General features: G+C 59.9%; 16 protein-coding genes. 6 read left to right on the top strand and 10 right to left on the bottom strand.

Annotation, left to right across the window (positions count from 1 at the left end):
* The first annotated feature begins 36 nt into the window (after nucleotides 1-36).
* Both cysZ and AC3IUE_RS04525 read left to right on the top strand, forming a co-directional pair.
* Nucleotides 37-789, top strand: coding sequence for a sulfate transporter CysZ (gene cysZ, locus AC3IUE_RS04530; RefSeq protein WP_056742982.1), 753 nt, complete (start codon nucleotides 37-39; stop codon nucleotides 787-789).
* Nucleotides 790-829: 40 nt separating this feature from the next.
* Nucleotides 830-2,029: a glycosyltransferase family 4 protein gene (locus AC3IUE_RS04525; protein ID WP_489265800.1), complete on the top strand. Its 1,200-nt coding sequence runs from the start codon at nucleotides 830-832 to the stop codon at nucleotides 2,027-2,029.
* A gap of 126 nt (nucleotides 2,030-2,155) precedes the next feature.
* Here AC3IUE_RS04525 and AC3IUE_RS04520 read toward each other — a convergent pair whose 3' ends face one another.
* The 3 genes from AC3IUE_RS04520 to AC3IUE_RS04510 all read right to left on the bottom strand — a co-directional run bounded on the left by AC3IUE_RS04520 (nucleotide 2,156) and on the right by AC3IUE_RS04510 (nucleotide 4,508).
* Complete coding sequence (locus AC3IUE_RS04520) at nucleotides 2,156-3,259, bottom strand: NADH:flavin oxidoreductase (RefSeq protein WP_489265798.1); 1,104 nt, start codon at nucleotides 3,257-3,259, stop codon at nucleotides 2,156-2,158.
* Between the two features lie 156 nt (nucleotides 3,260-3,415).
* The gene (locus AC3IUE_RS04515) at nucleotides 3,416-3,898 is read right to left on the bottom strand and encodes a glutathione peroxidase (protein WP_056742975.1); all 483 of its coding nucleotides are present in this window, start codon (nucleotides 3,896-3,898) and stop codon (nucleotides 3,416-3,418) included.
* A 124-nt stretch (nucleotides 3,899-4,022) separates the two neighbouring features.
* Complete coding sequence (locus AC3IUE_RS04510; protein WP_007901600.1) at nucleotides 4,023-4,508, bottom strand: FKBP-type peptidyl-prolyl cis-trans isomerase; 486 nt, start codon at nucleotides 4,506-4,508, stop codon at nucleotides 4,023-4,025.
* Here AC3IUE_RS04510 and AC3IUE_RS04505 point away from each other — a divergent pair.
* The 3 genes from AC3IUE_RS04505 to yihG are packed head-to-tail and all read left to right on the top strand — an operon-like array spanning nucleotide 4,477 to nucleotide 7,881.
* The gene (locus AC3IUE_RS04505) at nucleotides 4,477-4,815 is read left to right on the top strand and encodes a DUF3565 domain-containing protein (RefSeq protein ID WP_489265795.1); all 339 of its coding nucleotides are present in this window, start codon (nucleotides 4,477-4,479) and stop codon (nucleotides 4,813-4,815) included. The genes AC3IUE_RS04510 and AC3IUE_RS04505 overlap by 32 nt on opposite strands.
* A 60-nt stretch (nucleotides 4,816-4,875) precedes the next feature.
* Nucleotides 4,876-6,975, top strand: coding sequence for a phosphate acetyltransferase (gene pta, locus AC3IUE_RS04500; protein WP_008150719.1), 2,100 nt, complete (start codon nucleotides 4,876-4,878; stop codon nucleotides 6,973-6,975).
* Nucleotides 6,976-7,881, top strand: coding sequence for a 1-acylglycerol-3-phosphate O-acyltransferase, YihG family (gene yihG, locus AC3IUE_RS04495; protein WP_489265793.1), 906 nt, complete (start codon nucleotides 6,976-6,978; stop codon nucleotides 7,879-7,881).
* A gap of 165 nt (nucleotides 7,882-8,046) precedes the next feature.
* Here yihG and cysN read toward each other — a convergent pair whose 3' ends face one another.
* The 3 genes from cysN to AC3IUE_RS04480 form a co-directional block, all read right to left on the bottom strand.
* Nucleotides 8,047-9,945 (bottom strand): sulfate adenylyltransferase subunit CysN, encoded by a 1,899-nt coding sequence (cysN, locus tag AC3IUE_RS04490; RefSeq protein WP_489265791.1) that lies wholly within the window; start codon nucleotides 9,943-9,945, stop codon nucleotides 8,047-8,049.
* A 9-nt stretch (nucleotides 9,946-9,954) separates the two neighbouring features.
* A complete protein-coding gene (gene cysD / locus AC3IUE_RS04485) occupies nucleotides 9,955-10,872 on the bottom strand; it encodes a sulfate adenylyltransferase subunit CysD (RefSeq protein WP_008008639.1) in 918 nt (305 codons plus the stop codon).
* Nucleotides 10,873-11,121: 249 nt separating this feature from the next.
* Entirely contained in the window at nucleotides 11,122-11,880 is a 759-nt protein-coding gene (locus AC3IUE_RS04480) for a Nif3-like dinuclear metal center hexameric protein (RefSeq protein WP_489265788.1), read from the bottom strand.
* A 102-nt stretch (nucleotides 11,881-11,982) separates the two neighbouring features.
* On the opposite strand from AC3IUE_RS04480, the gene algW reads away from it, so the two are divergent.
* Nucleotides 11,983-13,143 (top strand): Do family serine endopeptidase AlgW, encoded by a 1,161-nt coding sequence (gene algW / locus AC3IUE_RS04475; RefSeq protein ID WP_046045868.1) that lies wholly within the window; start codon nucleotides 11,983-11,985, stop codon nucleotides 13,141-13,143.
* A gap of 123 nt (nucleotides 13,144-13,266) precedes the next feature.
* On the opposite strand, the gene hisC is transcribed toward algW, so the two are convergent.
* The 4 genes from hisC to murA form a co-directional block, all read right to left on the bottom strand.
* Nucleotides 13,267-14,319 (bottom strand): histidinol-phosphate transaminase, encoded by a 1,053-nt coding sequence (gene hisC / locus AC3IUE_RS04470; RefSeq protein WP_489265785.1) that lies wholly within the window; start codon nucleotides 14,317-14,319, stop codon nucleotides 13,267-13,269.
* Nucleotides 14,320-14,321: 2 nt separating this feature from the next.
* Entirely contained in the window at nucleotides 14,322-15,647 is a 1,326-nt protein-coding gene (hisD, locus tag AC3IUE_RS04465; RefSeq protein ID WP_056742965.1) for a histidinol dehydrogenase, read from the bottom strand.
* 124 nt (nucleotides 15,648-15,771) lie between these two features.
* On the bottom strand, nucleotides 15,772-16,407 hold the full coding sequence (gene hisG, locus AC3IUE_RS04460; protein ID WP_007901570.1) for an ATP phosphoribosyltransferase: 636 nt from the start codon (nucleotides 16,405-16,407) through the stop codon (nucleotides 15,772-15,774).
* 126 nt (nucleotides 16,408-16,533) lie between these two features.
* Complete coding sequence (gene murA / locus AC3IUE_RS04455) at nucleotides 16,534-17,799, bottom strand: UDP-N-acetylglucosamine 1-carboxyvinyltransferase (protein WP_046045865.1); 1,266 nt, start codon at nucleotides 17,797-17,799, stop codon at nucleotides 16,534-16,536.

Genomic DNA, 17,799 nt, shown 5'->3' with positions numbered 1-17,799 from the left:
AAGGTCGGCGCGTTTCCCCTTTGCTCGGAGCACGTTATGCCCGCCCCCGTTCTGTCCGGCCCGCAATACCTGCGCGAAGGCCTCAAGCTGGTCCTGAGCCCAAGCCTGCGTTTGTTTGTGCTGTTGCCGCTGGTGATCAACCTGGTGCTGTTCGTCGGATTGATCTACCTGGCCAGCCATCAATTCAGCCTGTGGGTCGATACGTTGATGCCGTCCCTGCCCGACTGGCTGAGTTTTCTCAGTTACATCCTGTGGCCGATTTTTGTCGTGCTTGTCGTTTTGATGGTGTTCTTCACCTTCACCATGCTCGCCAACGTCATCGCTGCGCCATTCAACGGTTTCCTCGCGGAAAAAGTCGAAGTCGTGGTGCGCGGCACCGACGACTTCCCGTCCTTCAGTTGGGGCGAGCTGATCGAAATGATCCCCCGCACCCTGGCCCGGGAGATGCGCAAACTCGGCTACTTCCTGCCGCGCGCCATCGGGTTGTTCATTCTCTCGTTCATCCCGGTGGTGAACATCATCGCGGCGCCACTGTGGCTGCTGTTCGGGGTGTGGATGATGGCGATCCAGTACATCGACTACCCGGCGGACAACCACAAACTGGGCTGGAACGAGATGCTCGCCTGGCTGCGCGAGAAGCGCTGGCAGAGCATGAGTTTCGGCGGAAGTGTTTATCTGGTGCTGCTGATTCCGGTGGTCAACATCCTGATGATGCCGGCCGCCGTGGCGGGTGCGACCTTGTTCTGGGTGCGTGAACGCGGCGCAGAAAACCTGGTGGCCCAGCGCTGACCCGGTCACAAATCCATCATCCCACCGTCACACTGACGACATGGCCTCAGCCGACACTGAGGTCATGACGACAGCTCTGCATATCACCCTGATCACCGAAACCTTCCCTCCCGAAATCAACGGAGTGGCCAATACCCTTGGCCGCTTGTGTGACGGCCTGCGCGCGCGCGGGCATCAGGTGGAATTGGTGCGACCGCGTCAGGGTTGCGATCAGCAGTTGGGCAGCGACGATGCGTTGTTGCTGTGTCGAGGCTGGCCGCTGCCGGGTTATCCCGGTTTGCAATGGGGTCAGTCGTCGATGCACAAGCTGCTGCGGCGCTGGAAGCGTCATCGGCCGGACGTGCTGTACATCGCCACGGAAGGACCGCTGGGATTGTCCGCGTTGCGCGCGGCGCGGCGCTTGGGGATTTCGGTGGTCAGCGGCTTTCACACCAATTTCCAACAGTACTCCAGCCAGTATGGGCTTGGACTGCTGACGCGATTGCTGACCCATTACCTGCGCTGGTTTCACAATCGTTCGACCTTGACCCTGGTGCCGAGCGTGAGCCAAAGAATGGAACTGGAGCGCCGGCATTTCGAGCGCTTGGCGTTGCTGTCGCGCGGGGTCGACAGCCAGTTGTTTCACCCGACCAAGCGGCTGACGTCGCTACGCGAACAGTGGGGTTTGGCCGACAGTGACATTGCCGTCATCCATGTAGGTCGCCTGGCACCGGAGAAAAATCTCGGCTTGCTCAAGCGCAGTTTCGACAGGCTGCGTATGACTTATCCACAGAAAAACCTGAAGTTGATCGTGATCGGCGACGGCCCGCAACGAGTGGTCCTGGAGAAAGAACTGCCCGAGGCGATTTTCTGTGGCTCACAACGCGGCGAAGCCTTGGCCAGTCACTATGCCTCGGGGGATGTGTTTCTGTTTCCAAGCCTGACCGAGACTTTCGGCAACGTGGTGCTTGAGGCACTGGCTTCGGGTTTGGGTGTGGTGGCTTACGATCAAGCGGCGGCGGCTCAGCACATCCGCCATGGCTACAACGGCGTACTGGCGATGCCGGGGGATGAAGAGGCGTTCTGCGATGCAGCGAGTTGGCTGTTGGAGGAGCGCGAAACCTTGCGCTGCGTGCGGCTTAATGCGCGTCAGCATGCGAGTCGCCAGGGCTGGGCAGCGATTATCGAGCAGTTTGAAGGGCAGTTGCGGGGGGCTTGTTTCAGAGAGCAGTTGGTTCCGAATGCACCGACCGTACCCTGAAACTTTGGTGCTCTTTCGACCGCCTTCGCGAGCAGGCTCGCTCCCACAGGTGACCGAGTTCTCTCAGAGAAATGCGTTCGAATGTGGGAGCGAGCCTGCTCGCGATAGCGTCCTTCCAGTCGCTGCTTAAACCAGAGTCATCAACGCCTCACGGCTGAACGGCAGGATGTCTTCTTCACGGCCGTCACGCACTTTCTGCGCCCAGTCCGGGTCCACCAGCAATGCACGACCTACTGCCACCAGATCGAACTCATCATTGTTCAAACGCTCCAGCAGTTTTTCCAGACTGGCCGGCTGCGCGATCTTGTCGGTGTTGACCATGAACTGCAGGAACTCGCCGTCCAGGCCGACGCTGCCCACGGTGATGGTCGGCTTGCCAGTGAGTTTGCGGGTCCAGCCGGCCAGGTTCAGCTCGGAACCGTCGAACTCCGGCTCCCAGAAACGGCGCGTCGAGCAGTGGAAAATATCCACGCCGGCGTCGGACAATGGCTTGAGAAATTCACCCAGTGCCTCCGGTGTTTGCACCAGACGCGCGGTGTAATCCTGCTGCTTCCATTGAGAGAAACGGAAAATAATCGGGAAGCCTTCGCCGACCGCTGCACGCACCGCCTGGATCAGTTCAATGGCGAAACGCGAACGGTTAGCCAGGCTGCCGCCATATTCGTCGGTGCGCTGGTTGCTGCCTTCCCAGAAGAACTGGTCCACGAGGTAGCCGTGGGCACCGTGAATCTCCACGCCGTCCATGCCGATGCTCTGGGCATCTTTGGCGGCCTGGGCAAACGAAGCGATCACGTCCTGGATATCTTGCTTGCTCATGCCGTGAACCACGACCTGACCGTCCTTCAATTTCTCCGACGGACCATAACCCGGCACGCTGGCATCCGGTTCGGTGCCGATGCGTCGCACGCTGCCGACATGCCACAGCTGCGGAACGATCTTGCCGCCTTCAGCGTGAACCGCGTCGACCACTTTCTTCCAGCCGGCCAGCGCGGCTTCACCGTAGAAATGCGGCACGTTCGGGTATCCGTTGGAAGCCTTGTGACCGACGGTGGTGCCTTCGGTGATGATCAGACCCACACCCGCAGCGGCGCGACGACGGTAGTACTCGATCACTTTGGAATTGGGAACGCCACCCGGCGAAAACGAACGGGTCATCGGCGCCATGACGACGCGGGTCGGCAATTCGAGGGTGCCGAGGTGGAACGGTTTGAACAGGGCTTTGACGGGCATGGGACGCTCCACGAAAACGGTATCGACGGGATATAGGTTTTATGACGGCGATAATATGCGGAGCGGCAAGCGATGCACAGCACTATTGATTGCGGTGATTAAGGTTCAAAAGGCAGGCATAAAAAATCGCAGCTCAGTGGCTGCGATTTTTTTGGTTCAGCTCAGGGCTTTTTCGATCGCATGAACGACAGTCGGATCATCCGGCGCCGTACGCGGCGAGAACCGCGCCAGCACGCGACCGTCCTTGCCCAGCAGGAATTTTTCGAAGTTCCAGGTAATGTCACCGGGAAATTCAGCACCCTCGCCCGCCAGCAGACGGTACAACTGATGACGATCGTGACCGTTGACTTCCAACTTGCTGGACAACGGAAAGGTCACGCCATAATTGAGGCTGCAGAAATCCTGGATCTCTTGCTCGGAGCCCGGCTCCTGACCGGCAAACTGGTTGCACGGCAGGCCCAGCACGCTGAAGCCTTTGTCCTTGTATTGCTGGTAGAGGTTTTCCAGCGCCGCGTACTGTGGGGTCAAGCCGCATTTGGAGGCAACGTTGACCACCAGCACGACACGCCCCTTGAAAGGCGCCAGCGGTAGCTCCTGACCATCCAGGCCTGTCAATTTAAGGTCGTGAAAAGCACTCATGACGAACTCCAAATTCCCGTGTTCTTCTCGAAACAGCCACTTGGCGGTGTCACCAGGGACAGCCGCGGACTAAAAAGGCGCCCCTCGGGCGCCTCTCCAGTTCTCGAAAGCTTAGCGCAGAAAATCAGTGGTGATGGCCACCTTCGCCATGGACGTGACCATGAGCGATTTCTTCCTGGCTGGCGTCACGGATGTCGATGATCTTGACCTGGAAATTCAGGCGCTGACCAGCCAACGGGTGGTTGCCGTCGACGGTGACATCGTCGCCGTCCAGATCGCGAATGGTGACGATCTGCATCTGGCCGTCCGGAGCGGATGCGTGGAACTGCATGCCCACTTCCAGCTCGTCGACGCCTTCGAACATGCTGCGGCTCAACGTGCTGACCAGTTCGGCAGCGTACTCGCCGTAGGCATCTTCAGGTTCTACGGCGACAGTCAGTTCGTCACCGACCGCTTTGCCTTCCAGAGCCTTTTCCAGGCCCGGAATGATGTTACCTGCGCCTTGCAGGTAGACCAGCGGCGCGCCGCCGGCGGAACTGTCGATGACCTCACCAGCGTCGTTGGTCAGGGTATAGTCGATGGAGACAGCCTTATTGGCGGCGATCAGCATGGGGCGAGACCTTTTGCATAAGAATGAAGAATGGCCAAGTTTAGCGAAGCAATCGTCCGAAAGCGAACACAACCCGGACAGACGGGTGGCGGCGAAAGGCTCGACCGTCACAGGCATCCATCAGGATGAGGACGGGCACTGGGTGGCCGAGCTTTCATGCGGTCACACCCAGCACCTGCGCCACCAGCCACCCTGGCAATCGCGGGCCTGGGTCCTGGACCCCGCGCAACGTATTGAAAAAATAGGCCAGCCCTTTGATTGCGGTTGGTGCGCACAAGGCTCGGTTAGCGATAACCTTGGCGACTGAATTTCGGTAAACGGCCAGACATAGGTCGTCACCATTGCCATGCACCTCCAGAGAATTCGCATGCAAACTTTTTTTATCGCGCCCACCGATTTTGGTGTGGGTCTGACCTCCATCAGCCTCGGGCTGGTGCGTACCCTTGAGCGGGCCGGCCTCAAGGTCGGCTTTTTCAAACCGATTGCCCAGCCGCATCCGGGTGACACCGGGCCTGAACGGTCCACCGAACTGGTGGCGCGCACTCACGGTTTGAAACCGCCTCAACCGCTTGGTCTGGCGCACGTCGAGCGCATGCTCGGCGACGGTCAACTGGACGAGTTGCTCGAAGAAATCATCACCCTTTATCAGCAGGCGGCAGTCGGCAAAGATGTTCTGATCGTAGAAGGCATGGTCCCGACCCGCAGCGCCAGTTACGCCGCGCGGGTCAATTTGCACTTGGCGAAAAGCCTCGACGCCGAAGTGATCCTGGTCTCGGCGCCGGAAAACGAAGTGCTGACCGAACTGTCCGGCCGAGTGGAATTGCAGGCGCAATTGTTCGGCGGTCCGAAAGACCCGAAAGTCCTCGGCGTGATCCTCAACAAGGTCAAAACCGATGAAAGCATGGAGGCTTTCGCTTCGCGTTTGAAGGAACACTCACCGTTGCTGCGCAGTGGTGATTTCCGTCTGCTGGGTTGCATCCCGTTCCAACCGGAATTGAACGCCCCGCGCACCCGCGACGTCGCCGACCTGATGGGCGCACAGATTCTCAATGCCGGTGATTACGAAACCCGGCGCATGACCAACATCATCATCTGCGCCCGCACCGTGCGTAACACCGTGGAGCTGCTCAAGCCCGGCGTGTTGGTGGTGACGCCCGGTGATCGCGACGACATCATCCTCGCCGTCAGCCTCGCCGCCATGAATGGCGTGCCGCTGGCCGGCCTGTTGCTGACCAGCGACACCCTGCCCGACCCGCGCATCATGGACCTCTGTCGTGGCGCCTTGCAGGCGGGCCTGCCAGTGTTGTCGGTGAGCACCGGTTCCTACGACACCGCCAACCAGTTGAACGGTTTGAACAAGGAAATCCCGATCGACGACCGCGAGCGCGCGGAGATCATCACCGATTTCGTTGCCAGCCACCTCGACGCCAAGTGGCTGCACCAACGCTGCGGCACGCCACGGGAAATGCGCCTGTCGCCCGCCGTGTTCCGATATCAATTGATCCAGCGCGCCCAAGCCGCCAACAAACGCATTGTCCTGCCCGAAGGCAGCGAGCCACTGACGGTGCAAGCCGCGGCGATCTGTCAGGCGCGCGGCATTGCCCGTTGCGTGCTGCTGGCGAAACCGGCGGACGTCGAAGCCGTGGCTCGCGCCCAAGGCATCGAGCTGCCGCCGGGGCTGGAGATTCTCGACCCGGACCTGATTCGCGAGCGCTACGTCGAGCCGATGGTCGCCCTGCGCAAAACCAAAAGCCTCAACGCGCCGATGGCCGAGCAGCAACTGGAAGACACCGTGGTGATCGGCACCATGATGCTGGCGCTGGATGAAGTGGACGGCCTGGTGTCCGGCGTCATTCACTCCACCGCTAACACCATCCGCCCGGCCCTGCAGCTGATTAAAACGGCGCCGGGCTGCACGCTGGTGTCGTCGGTGTTCTTCATGCTCTTCCCCGAGGAAGTGCTGGTCTACGGCGACTGTGTAATGAACCCGCACCCGAGCGCCAGCGAACTGGCCGAGATCGCCCTGCAAAGCGCCGACTCGGCAGCCGCCTTCGGCATCACTCCGCGCGTGGCGATGATCAGCTACTCCAGCGGTGAATCGGCCAGCGGTGAAGAAGTCGAGAAGGTCCGCGAAGCGACGTTGCTCGCCCATGAACAACAGAACTCGCTGCTGATCGACGGCCCATTGCAGTACGACGCCGCTGCCAACGAAACCGTTGCCCGGCAACTGGCGCCGAACAGCCAGGTCGCCGGTCGCGCCACAGTGTTCGTGTTCCCCGACCTGAACACCGGCAACACCACCCACAAAGCGGTGCAGCGCAGCGCCGATTGCGTCAGCCTCGGGCCGATGCTGCAAGGCCTGCGCAAACCGGTGAACGACCTGCCGCGCGGCGCGCAAGTCGACGACATCGTCTACACCATCGCGTTGACCGCGATTCAAGCTGCCAACCGACCTTTGGATCTTTAAATGCTGGATTCCCTACCTGCACCGCTGCGAGGCGTGATTGCCTCGCTGCTGTTGGCGCTGAACACCATTGCCTGTTGCACACCGTTGTTCATCGTGGCGATCTTCAAACTGCTGCTGCCCTTCTCCGCCGCCCAGCGTTTTACCGATTGGCTGATGAGCCACATCCACGAAGCCTGGATCAGCAACAACAAAGCGTGGATGGACTTGCTCGGCCACACACGCTGGACGCTCAGCGGCCTGGAAGGCCTGGACTATCAGCACTCGTATTTGATCACCAGCAACCACCAGAGCTGGGTCGACATCATGGTGTTGCAGTACGTGCTGAACCGGAAGATTCGCCCGCTGAAGTTCTTCCTCAAACAGGAACTGATCTGGGTGCCGGTGATTGGTCTGGCGTGGTGGGCGCTCGGCTTTCCGTTCATGAAGCGCTACTCCAAGGCCTACCTGGAGAAGCATCCGGAGAAGAAAGGCAAAGACCTGGAAACCACCCGCAAGACCTGCGACAAGTTCCGCCATAACCCGGTGGGGATTTTCAACTTCGTCGAAGGCACGCGTTTCACCGAAGGCAAACATGCCCAACAGAAATCGCCGTTCAAGCATCTGCTCAAACCGAAGGCTGGCGGCATTGCGTTTGTGCTGGATGCCATGGGTGAGCAACTGGAAGCCATCGTCAACGTGACCATTCACTACCCGGCCGGGCGTCCCGGTTACTGGGATTTGCTCTGTGGGAACGTGAAGGATGTGGTGGTGCACTTTCAGGAGCTGAAGATTCCGCCGCAGTTCATCGGCAAGAACTACGACCAGGACGGCGAGTATCGATTGCAGTTTCAGGGTTGGATCAACCAGTTGTGGCAGGACAAGGATGCGCTGCTGGGGCAGATGCATCGGGAGTATCCAGCCAAGTAATCAGGAGCCTGTACTGGCCCCTTCGCGAGCAGGCTCGCTCCCACAAGTTCAGTGTTCGCCGAAGATCCATTGTGGGAGCGAGCCTGCTCGCGAAGGCGGTTCCAAAGACACAAAAAAACCCGCCGATGATCACTCATCGGCGGGTTTTTTATTAACGGCTAACGCTTAGATCGCGCCACGCTTGCGCAGCAGATCCAGCACTTGCTTGACGCTTTCTTCCAGCGACAGCGACTGGGTGTCGACCACAAGGTCGGCGTCCAGCGGCACGTCGTACGGGAAGGAATCGCCCGGGATGTTATCCCCGGCTGCCGCGTACAAGCCTTGTGGGTCACGCTCGGCACAGACTGTCGGAGAAGCCTGGACGTAGACCGTCAGCAGACGCTCCTTGCCGATCAGTTCCCTGGCCTGCTCACGACCTTCGGCACTCGGCGCAACAAACGCGGCCAGTGTCAGCAAACCGGCTTCGTTGAACTGACGCGCAACGTGCGCTGCACGACGCCAGTTCTCGGTACGCCCGGCGCGATCCTGTGGCAGACCTTTGTTCAGGTCGTGACGCAGGTTCTGGCCATCGAGTACAAACACCGCGCGGCCCATGTCGAACAGCTTGCGTTCAACGGCGTAAGCCAGGGTGCTTTTGCCGGCGCCCGACAAGCCGCTGAACAACACGGTGGCCGGTTGCTGGCCGAAGCGCTGAGCGCGTTCTTCGGTAGCAACGTGAGCCAGTTTGCCGTGATGCGTGCTGGTGCCATGGCTCAACGGCTGAGCGATGATCATGCCGGCCGCAACGGTGCCATTGGTCAAGCGATCGATGACGATGAACGAACCGGTGGTGCGGTTGCTCGCGTAACCGTCCAGCGCGATGGCCGCGTCGAGGCTGATCTTGACCCGACCGATTTCGTTCAAGTGCAACGAACTGGCCGGACCTTCTTCCAGGGTGTTCACGTCAACACGGTTGACGATGCTGGTGATCGAACCCGGCACGTAGGTCGTGGCGCGCTTGATGTCGTATTTCTTGCCCGGCAGCATCGGTTCTTCGGCCATCCACACCAGCATGGCGTCGAACGCGTCGGTCACTTGCGGCAGATTGTCGGCATGCACCAGCAAGTCGCCGCGGGAGATGTCGATCTCGTCTTCCATGGTCAGTGTCACCGCTTGACCAGGACCGGCGTGCTCCAGCTCACCTTCGAAGGTGACGATGGATTTCACGCGGCTGCTCTTGCCTGACGGCAGCACAACGACTTCGTCGCCCTTGTGCACGACGCCGCTGGCCAGCGTACCGGCGAAACCACGGAAGTTCAGGTTCGGACGGTTGACGTACTGCACCGGGAAACGCAGGTCGGTGTAGTTGCGGTCGTTGGCGATTTCGACGGTTTCAAGAATTTCCATCAGCGACTGGCCGGTGTACCACGGCGAGCGCTCGGACTTGTTCACCACGTTGTCGCCTTTCAGCGCCGACATCGGTACGAAGGCCATGGTGGTCGGCTTGAACGCGATGCCTTCGGCGAATTTCAGGTAATCGGCCTTGATCGACTCGAAGACTGTTTCGTCGAAACCGTTGAGGTCCATCTTGTTGATGGCGACAACGATGTGCTTGATGCCCAGCAACGAGGCAATGAAGCTGTGGCGACGGGTCTGCGTCTGCACGCCGTAACGGGCGTCGACCAGGATGATCGCCAGGTCACAGGTGGATGCACCGGTGGCCATGTTGCGGGTGTACTGCTCATGGCCAGGTGTGTCGGCGATGATGAATTTGCGCTTGGCGGTAGAGAAGTAGCGGTAAGCGACATCGATGGTGATGCCCTGCTCACGCTCGGCCTGCAGGCCGTCGACCAGCAATGCCAGGTCGATGTCATCGCCGGTGGTGCCGACTTTTTTCGAGTCGCGGGTAATGGCTTCCAGGTGATCTTCGTAGATCATTTTGGAGTCGTGCAGCAGGCGCCCGATCAGGGTGCTCTTGCCGTCGTCGACGTTGCCACAGGTAAGAAAGCGCAGCATTTCCTTGCGTTCGTGCTGGCCCAGATAGGCGAGGATGTCCTCGCTGATCAAATCAGATGCGTGCGACATGACAACCCCTTAGAAATAACCCTGACGTTTCTTTTCTTCCATCGAGCCTGCGCCATCGTGATCGATGACCCGGCCCTGGCGTTCGGAAGTTCGCGTCAGGAGCATTTCCTGAATGATGTCGGTCAGGCTGGTGGCCTCGGACTCGACCGCACCGGTCAACGGGTAGTCACCCAGTGTGCGGAAACGGACCTTCTTCTTGACGATGCGCGCCTTGTCTTCATCGCTCAGGTGATTGAGCAGGCGTTCGTCGTCGATCATGATCCAGGTGCCATTCATCTCGATGACGTCGCGCTCGGCGGCGAAATACAGCGGCACAATCGGGATGCCTTCGAGGTAGATGTACTGCCAGATGTCCAGTTCGGTCCAGTTCGACAATGGGAAAACACGGATCGATTCGCCCTTGTTGACCTTGCCGTTGTAGACGTTCCACAACTCGGGACGCTGGTTTTTCGGGTCCCAGCGGTGCTTGGTATCGCGGAAGGAATACACGCGCTCTTTGGCACGGGATTTCTCTTCGTCACGACGGGCACCACCGAAAGCAGCATCGAAACCGTACTTGTCGAGGGCCTGCTTGAGGCCTTCGGTTTTCATGATATCGGTGTGTTTGGCGCTGCCGTGGGTCAGCGGGTTGATACCCTGCGCAACACCCTCGGGGTTCACGTGCACCAGCAGGTCCAGGCCGAGTTCTTCGACCATGCGGTCGCGGAACGCGTACATTTCCTTGAACTTCCACTGGGTGTCGACGTGCATCACCGGGAACGGCAGTTTGCCCGGGAAGAATGCCTTGCGCGCAAGGTGTAGCATCACGGCGGAGTCTTTACCGACGGAGTACAGCATCACCGGGTTATCGAACTCGGCGGCGACCTCGCGGATGATGTGGATGCTTTCGGCCTCCAGCTGTTTCAGATGCGTCAGTTTGTCGACCATGGCTACTCACGAAAACGATCTTATGGACGGCCAGCGGGCCGTGTTCGAGCGAGGAATCCTAGCACAGCGACCTCTTCTAATCAGGACGTGAGCTAGATCGAAAGGGTATATGAATATACCTGCCTGTTCGGGTGTACTGGGTCCTGTGGGAGCGAGCCTGCTCGCGATAGCAGTGTGTCAGTCACATCAATGTCGAATGTGATGCAGCCATCGCGAGCAGGCTCGCTCCCACAGTGGATAGGGGGTGATTCAGATGGGATTCGGGCAATCGATGAAGATGTGCTCAAGGGCAAAACGCCGCGCCAGATAATCCCCGAGTGCCTGCACGCCATAGCGCTCAGTGGCGTGATGGCCGGCGGCGATGAAGCTGATGTCGTTTTCCCGGGCGCTGTGGAAGGTCTGCTCGGACGCCTCACCGCTGAGGTACAAGTCGACGCCAGCCAGCACGGCCTGATCGATGTAACCCTGCCCGCCACCGGTGCACCAGCCAACGCGCCGGATCATCTCGCTGCCTTCGATCAGCAACGGCTCGCGACCCATGACTTCTTGTACGCGACGGGCAAAATCGCGGGCCGTCACCGGCTCGTTCAATGAACCAACCAGGCCGACAACTTTAAGGTTGTCCGGGTCCAATGGGCCTTCCACGGTGATATCGAGCTGACGTGCCAGCTGCACGTTATTGCCGACTTCCGGGTGCAAATCCAGCGGCAGATGGTAGGACAACAGGCTGATATCGTGCTTGAGCAGGGTTTTCAACCGACGCTGCTTCATGCCGGTGATGCACGGATTCTCGCCTTTCCAGAAATAACCGTGATGCACCAGCACCAGGTCGGCACTGGCATCCACCGCAGCGTCGAGCAACGCCTGGCTGGCGGTGACGCCACTGACGATGCGCATGACCTGCGGCCGGCCTTCGACCTGCAACCCGTTGGGGCAGTAATCGGCAATCTTTGCACTGTTAAGGTAACGGTCGGCTTCTTCAACCAGGGTGCTCAAGGCAACGGCCATAAAAGACTCCTAAATATCCCGTTCAGAGGCACGCTTCGCCTCGTATAATGCGCGACATTATGGGCGGTCTCATACCGCCTGCAACCTCCCAGGACGTGCTTAATGCTCAAAGCGCTGCGTTTTTCCGGCTGGCCGCTGTTGGCCGGCGTGCTTATCGCTCTGTTAATCATCCAGCGTTACCCGCAGTGGGTCGGGCTCCCGAGCCTTGACGTCAACATGCAGCAAGCCCCGCAAACCACCACCATGCAACAAGGCCCTGTGTCCTATGCTGACGCGGTGACCACGGCTGCGCCGTCGGTGGTCAACCTGTACACCACCAAAGTCATCAACAAACCGAACCATCCGCTGTTCGAAGATCCGCAGTTTCGCCGCTTCTTCGGCGACAACTCGCCCAAGCAGAAGCGCATGGAGTCGAGCCTCGGTTCAGGCGTGATCATGAGCCCGGAAGGTTACCTGCTGACCAACAACCACGTGACCACCGGCGCCGACCAGATCGTGGTGGCGCTCAAGGACGGTCGTGAAACCCTGGCCCGAGTGATCGGCAGCGACCCGGAAACCGACCTCGCGGTCCTGAAGATCGACTTGAAGAATCTTCCATCGATCACTGTCGGGCGTTCCGACAACATCCGCATCGGCGACGTAGCTCTGGCCATCGGCAACCCGTTCGGTGTCGGCCAGACCGTGACCATGGGCATCATCAGCGCCACCGGGCGCAATCAGCTGGGCTTGAACAACTACGAAGACTTCATTCAGACCGACGCGGCGATCAACCCCGGCAACTCCGGCGGTGCGCTGGTGGATGCAAACGGCAACCTGACCGGCATCAACACGGCGATTTTCTCCAAGTCCGGCGGTTCGCAGGGCATCGGTTTCGCAATCCCTGTGAAACTGGCCATGGAAGTGATGAAGTCGATTATCGAACACGGCCAGGTGATTCGCGGCTGGCTCGGCATTGAAGTGCAGCCGTTGAGCCAGGAACTGGCGGAATCGTTTGGTCTGTCGGGGCGCCCCGGCATTGTGGTCGCGGGGATTTTCCGTGACGGTCCGGCGCAGAAGGCCGGCCTGCAACTGGGTGACGTGATTCTCAGCATCGACGGCGAGCCGGCCGGCGATGGTCGTCGTTCGATGAACCAGGTCGCGCGGATCAAGCCCACCGACCACGTCACGATCCAGGTGATGCGCAACGGCAAAGAGCTCAAGCTCACCGCCGAGATCGGTTTGCGTCCGCCGCCTGCGCCGGTTAAAGAGAAAGAAGAAGAGTAAGCAGCCAACACAAACCAATGTGGGAGCGAGCCTGCTCGCGATAGCGGTTTAACAGTCAACGATGATGTTGAATGTTATGGCCTCATCGCGAGCAGGCTCGCTCCCACAGGATCGGGGGATGCTTTAGAGAGTGCCCAAGCCGTCGATCAACGCCTGATTCTGCTCCGGCGTGCCAATCGAGATCCGCAGGAACTGGGCGATCCGCTCCTGTTTGAAATGCCGAACGATCACGCCTTGCTCGCGCAACTTCGCCGCCAGCCCCGCCGCATCGTGTTTCGGATGACGGGCGAAAATGAAGTTCGCCGCCGACGGCAACACTTCAAAGCCCTTCGCTTCCAATTGCGTTACGACCCATTCACGATTCTCGATGACCAACCGGCAGGTCTTGTCGAAGTACTCACGATCTTCGAACGCTGCGGCTGCACCGACATTCGCCAGACGATCCAGCGGATAGGAGTTGAAGCTGTTCTTGATCCGCTCCAGCGCCTCGATCAAATCCGGATGCCCCACCGCCAAACCAACCCGCAGGCCGGCCAGCGAACGGGACTTGGACAGGGTCTGGGTCACCAGCAGGTTCGGATAACGGTCCACCAGGCTGATCGCCGTCTCACCGCCAAAATCGATGTAAGCCTCATCCACCACGACCACCGAATCCGGGCTGGCCTTGAGGATTTGCTCAACCGCATCCAGCGCCAACAGGCAGCCCGTCGGTGCGTTCGGGTTAGGGAAGATGATCCCGCCGTTCGGCTTGGCGTAGTCCGCCGGGTTGATCTGGAACTGCTCGTCCAGCGGCACCGCGTCGAAGGTGATGCCGTACAAGCCGCAGTAAACCGGATAGAAGCTGTAGCTGATGTCCGGGAACAGGACCGGATTATCATGTTGCAGCAAACCGTGAAAGATGTGCGCCAGGACTTCATCGGAACCGTTGCCGAGAAACACCTGATTGCTCTGCACGCCGTAGTACTTGGCGACTGCTTGCTTGAGCACATCACTGTTCGGATCCGGGTACAGACGCAAATTGTCGTTCAGTTCGGTCTGCATCGCCGCCAAAGCTTTTGGCGAGGGACCGTACGGGTTTTCGTTGGTGTTGAGCTTCACCAGTTTCGCCAGTTTCGGCTGCTCGCCCGGCACGTAAGGCACCAGGCTCTTGACGAAGGGACTCCAGAATTTACTCATGTTCAGTTGCCCTTCTTGTCGTCAACGATGCGGTATTCGGCGCTACGGGCGTGAGCGGTCAGCGACTCCCCACGGGCCAGCACGGAAGCGGTTTTGCCCAGTTCGGAAGCACCCTGCTCGGAGCAGAAGATGATCGACGAACGTTTCTGGAAGTCGTAAACACCCAATGGCGAAGAGAAGCGCGCGGTGCCGGACGTCGGCAACACGTGGTTTGGACCAGCGCAATAGTCGCCTAGGGCTTCGGACGTGTGACGGCCCATGAAGATCGCGCCAGCATGGCGAATCTTCGGCAGCCAGGCCTGCGGATCAGCAACGGACAACTCAAGGTGTTCCGGCGCGATGCGGTTGGCCACTTCGATGGCTTGGTCCATGTCGCGGACCTTGATCAGCGCGCCACGGCCATTGATCGACGTTTCGATGATCTCGGCGCGTTCCATGGTCGGCAGCAGTTTGGCGATGCTGGCGGCGACCTTGTCGAGGAACTCGGCGTCCGGGCTGACCAGAATCGCCTGGGCGTCTTCGTCGTGCTCGGCTTGGGAGAACAGGTCCATGGCGATCCAGTCCGGATCAGTCTGGCCGTCGCAGACCACGAGGATTTCGGATGGGCCGGCGATCATGTCGATGCCGACCTGGCCGAACACGTGGCGCTTGGCGGTGGCGACGTAGATGTTGCCCGGACCGACCACCTTGTCGACCTTCGGTACGCTTTCGGTGCCGTAAGCCAGCGCGGCGACCGCTTGAGCGCCGCCGATGGTGAACACGCGGTCGACGCCGGCGATGCACGCTGCGGCCAGCACCAGCTCGTTGATTTCGCCACGAGGTGTCGGCACCACCATGACCACTTCGGTCACACCGGCCACCTTGGCCGGAATCGCGTTCATCAGCACCGAAGACGGGTACGACGCCTTGCCGCCCGGTACGTACAGACCGGCGCGATCCAGCGGCGTGACCTTCTGGCCCAGCACGGTGCCGTCGGCTTCGGTGTAGCTCCAGGAATCCTGCTTCTGTTTCTCGTGGTAGCTGCGTACTCGGGACGCGGCTTTTTCCAGCGCTTCACGCTGAGGCACGGTGATTCGGGTCAGGGCCAGTTCCAGGCGTTCACGAGGCAGGATCAGGTCCGCCATGGACGCGACCTGCAGGCCGTCGAACTTCTGAGTGAATTCCACCAGCGCCGCATCGCCACGCTCGCGCACGGCCTTGATGATGTCCAGCACCCGCTGATTGACCGAGTCGTCAGACACACTTTCCCAGCTCAGCAGATGATCCAGATGATGTGCGAAATCCGGGTCAGCAGCGTTGAGTCGGCGAATTGCAGTCGGTGCGGTCATAGCGAGAGCCTCATAGGAATGGCGAAAACTCAGGTACCCGAAGCTACCATCGATCCGCTTGGGCACCTGAGAATTCTGGCTATGAGGCGGATAGACGGGCGCGACTTAACGTCGCGCAGGTGAATCAGCCGCGGTGTCGAGACTCCACTGCCTTGCGCAGGGTGTCGATCAACGCCTGGATACGGGCGTGCTGCATTTTCATTGAAGCTTTGTTCACGATCAGCCGGGAGCTGATGTCGGCAATGAAATCCTGGGGTTCCAGGCCATTGGCACGCAGGGTGTTGCCGGTGTCGACCACGTCGATGATCTTGTCTGCCAGACCGATCAGCGGCGCCAGTTCCATCGAGCCATAGAGCTTGATGATGTCGACCTGACGGCCCTGTTCGGCGTAGTAGCGCTTGGCAACGTTGACGAACTTGGTCGCCACACGCAGGCGGCCCTTGGGCTCGACATCGCCGACACGGCCGGCGGTCATCAGCTTGCAGAGGGCAATTCGCAGGTCCAATGGCTCGTACAAGCCCTGGCCGCCGTATTCCATCAGCACATCTTTACCGGCGACGCCCAGGTCAGCGGCACCATGTTCGACGTAAGTCGGCACATCGGTGGCACGCACGATCAGCAGGCGCACATCGGCCTGAGTCGTGGGGATGATCAGCTTGCGGCTCTTGTCCGGATTCTCGGTCGGCACGATGCCCGCTTCAGCCAGAAGCGGCAAGGTGTCGTCAAGGATGCGGCCCTTGGACAGTGCGATGGTCAACATGGGAAACGTCAGTCCTTATCAAGGTACTCATGCCCGGTCGCAAATGGCGCCGGACACACATCGAGCCGGAAACCGGCTCGACTTCAACAAATCAACGGGCGCGTCCCTGCGCCCATGCAGCAGAAACTAGCCCGGTACGCGGCGGATCTTGGCGCCGAGCATCTGCAGTTTCTCTTCGATGCACTCGTAACCACGGTCGATGTGGTAGATGCGGTCGATCAGGGTGTCACCTTCAGCGATCAGCGCCGAGATCACCAGGCTGGCCGAAGCACGCAGGTCGGTGGCCATGACTGGCGCGCCCTTGAGCTTTTCGGTACCGGTGACGATGGCAGTGTTGCCTTCGACCTGGATCTTGGCGCCCATGCGGTGCAGTTCGTAAACGTGCATGAAGCGGTTTTCGAAGATCGTCTCGATCACGGCACCGGTGCCTTCGGCAATGGCGTTGAGCGAGATGAACTGCGCTTGCATGTCGGTCGGGAACGCCGGGTACGGAGCGGTGCGCACGTTGACGGCTTTTGGCCGCTTGCCGTGCATGTTCAGCTCGATCCAGTCTTCACCGCAGGTGATTTCGGCACCCGATTCCTTGAGTTTCTCAAGAACGGCTTCGAGGATGGTCGGATCGGTGTCCTTGACCTTCACACGACCGCCGGTCACAGCCGCTGCGACCAGGTAGGTGCCGGTCTCGATACGGTCAGGCATCACTTTGTAAGTGGTCGGGTGCAGACGCTCGACGCCATCGATGGTGATGGTGTCAGTGCCGGCGCCGGTGATCTTGGCGCCCATGGCGATCAGGAAGTTCGCCAGGTCGATGACTTCAGGTTCGCGAGCGGCGTTTGCCAGAACGCTGCGACCCTTGGCCAGAGCGGCCGCCATCATGATGTTTTCGGTACCGGTCACACTGACGGTGTCGAAGAAGAAGTGCGCGCCGCGCAGGCCACCTTCAGGCGCCTTGGCCTTGATGTAGCCGCCTTCGACGTCGATGACCGCGCCCATGGCTTCGAGACCACGGATGTGCAGGTCAACCGGACGCGAACCGATGGCGCAACCGCCAGGCAGTGCGACTTCGGCTTCACCGAAACGGGCAACCATCGGGCCCAGCACCAGGATCGACGCACGCATGGTTTTAACCAGTTCGTACGGAGCGATCAGGGTCTTGATGGTGCGCGGGTCGATTTCGACGCTGAGTTTCTCGTCGATCACCGGCTCGATGCCCATACGACCGAACAGCTCGATCATGGTGGTGATGTCGTGCAGGTGCGGCAGGTTGGCCACGGTCACCGGGCCATCGCACAGCAAGGTTGCAGCCAGGATCGGCAGGGCAGAGTTCTTTGCCCCGGAGATGCGGATTTCGCCATCAAGACGAACGCCACCGGTAATTATCAATTTATCCAT

The sequence above is a fragment of the Pseudomonas sp. GL_093 genome (assembly GCF_057837605.1).
Note: the sequence above shows the minus strand (reverse complement) of the source record. Positions and strands in the feature narration are given on the sequence as shown.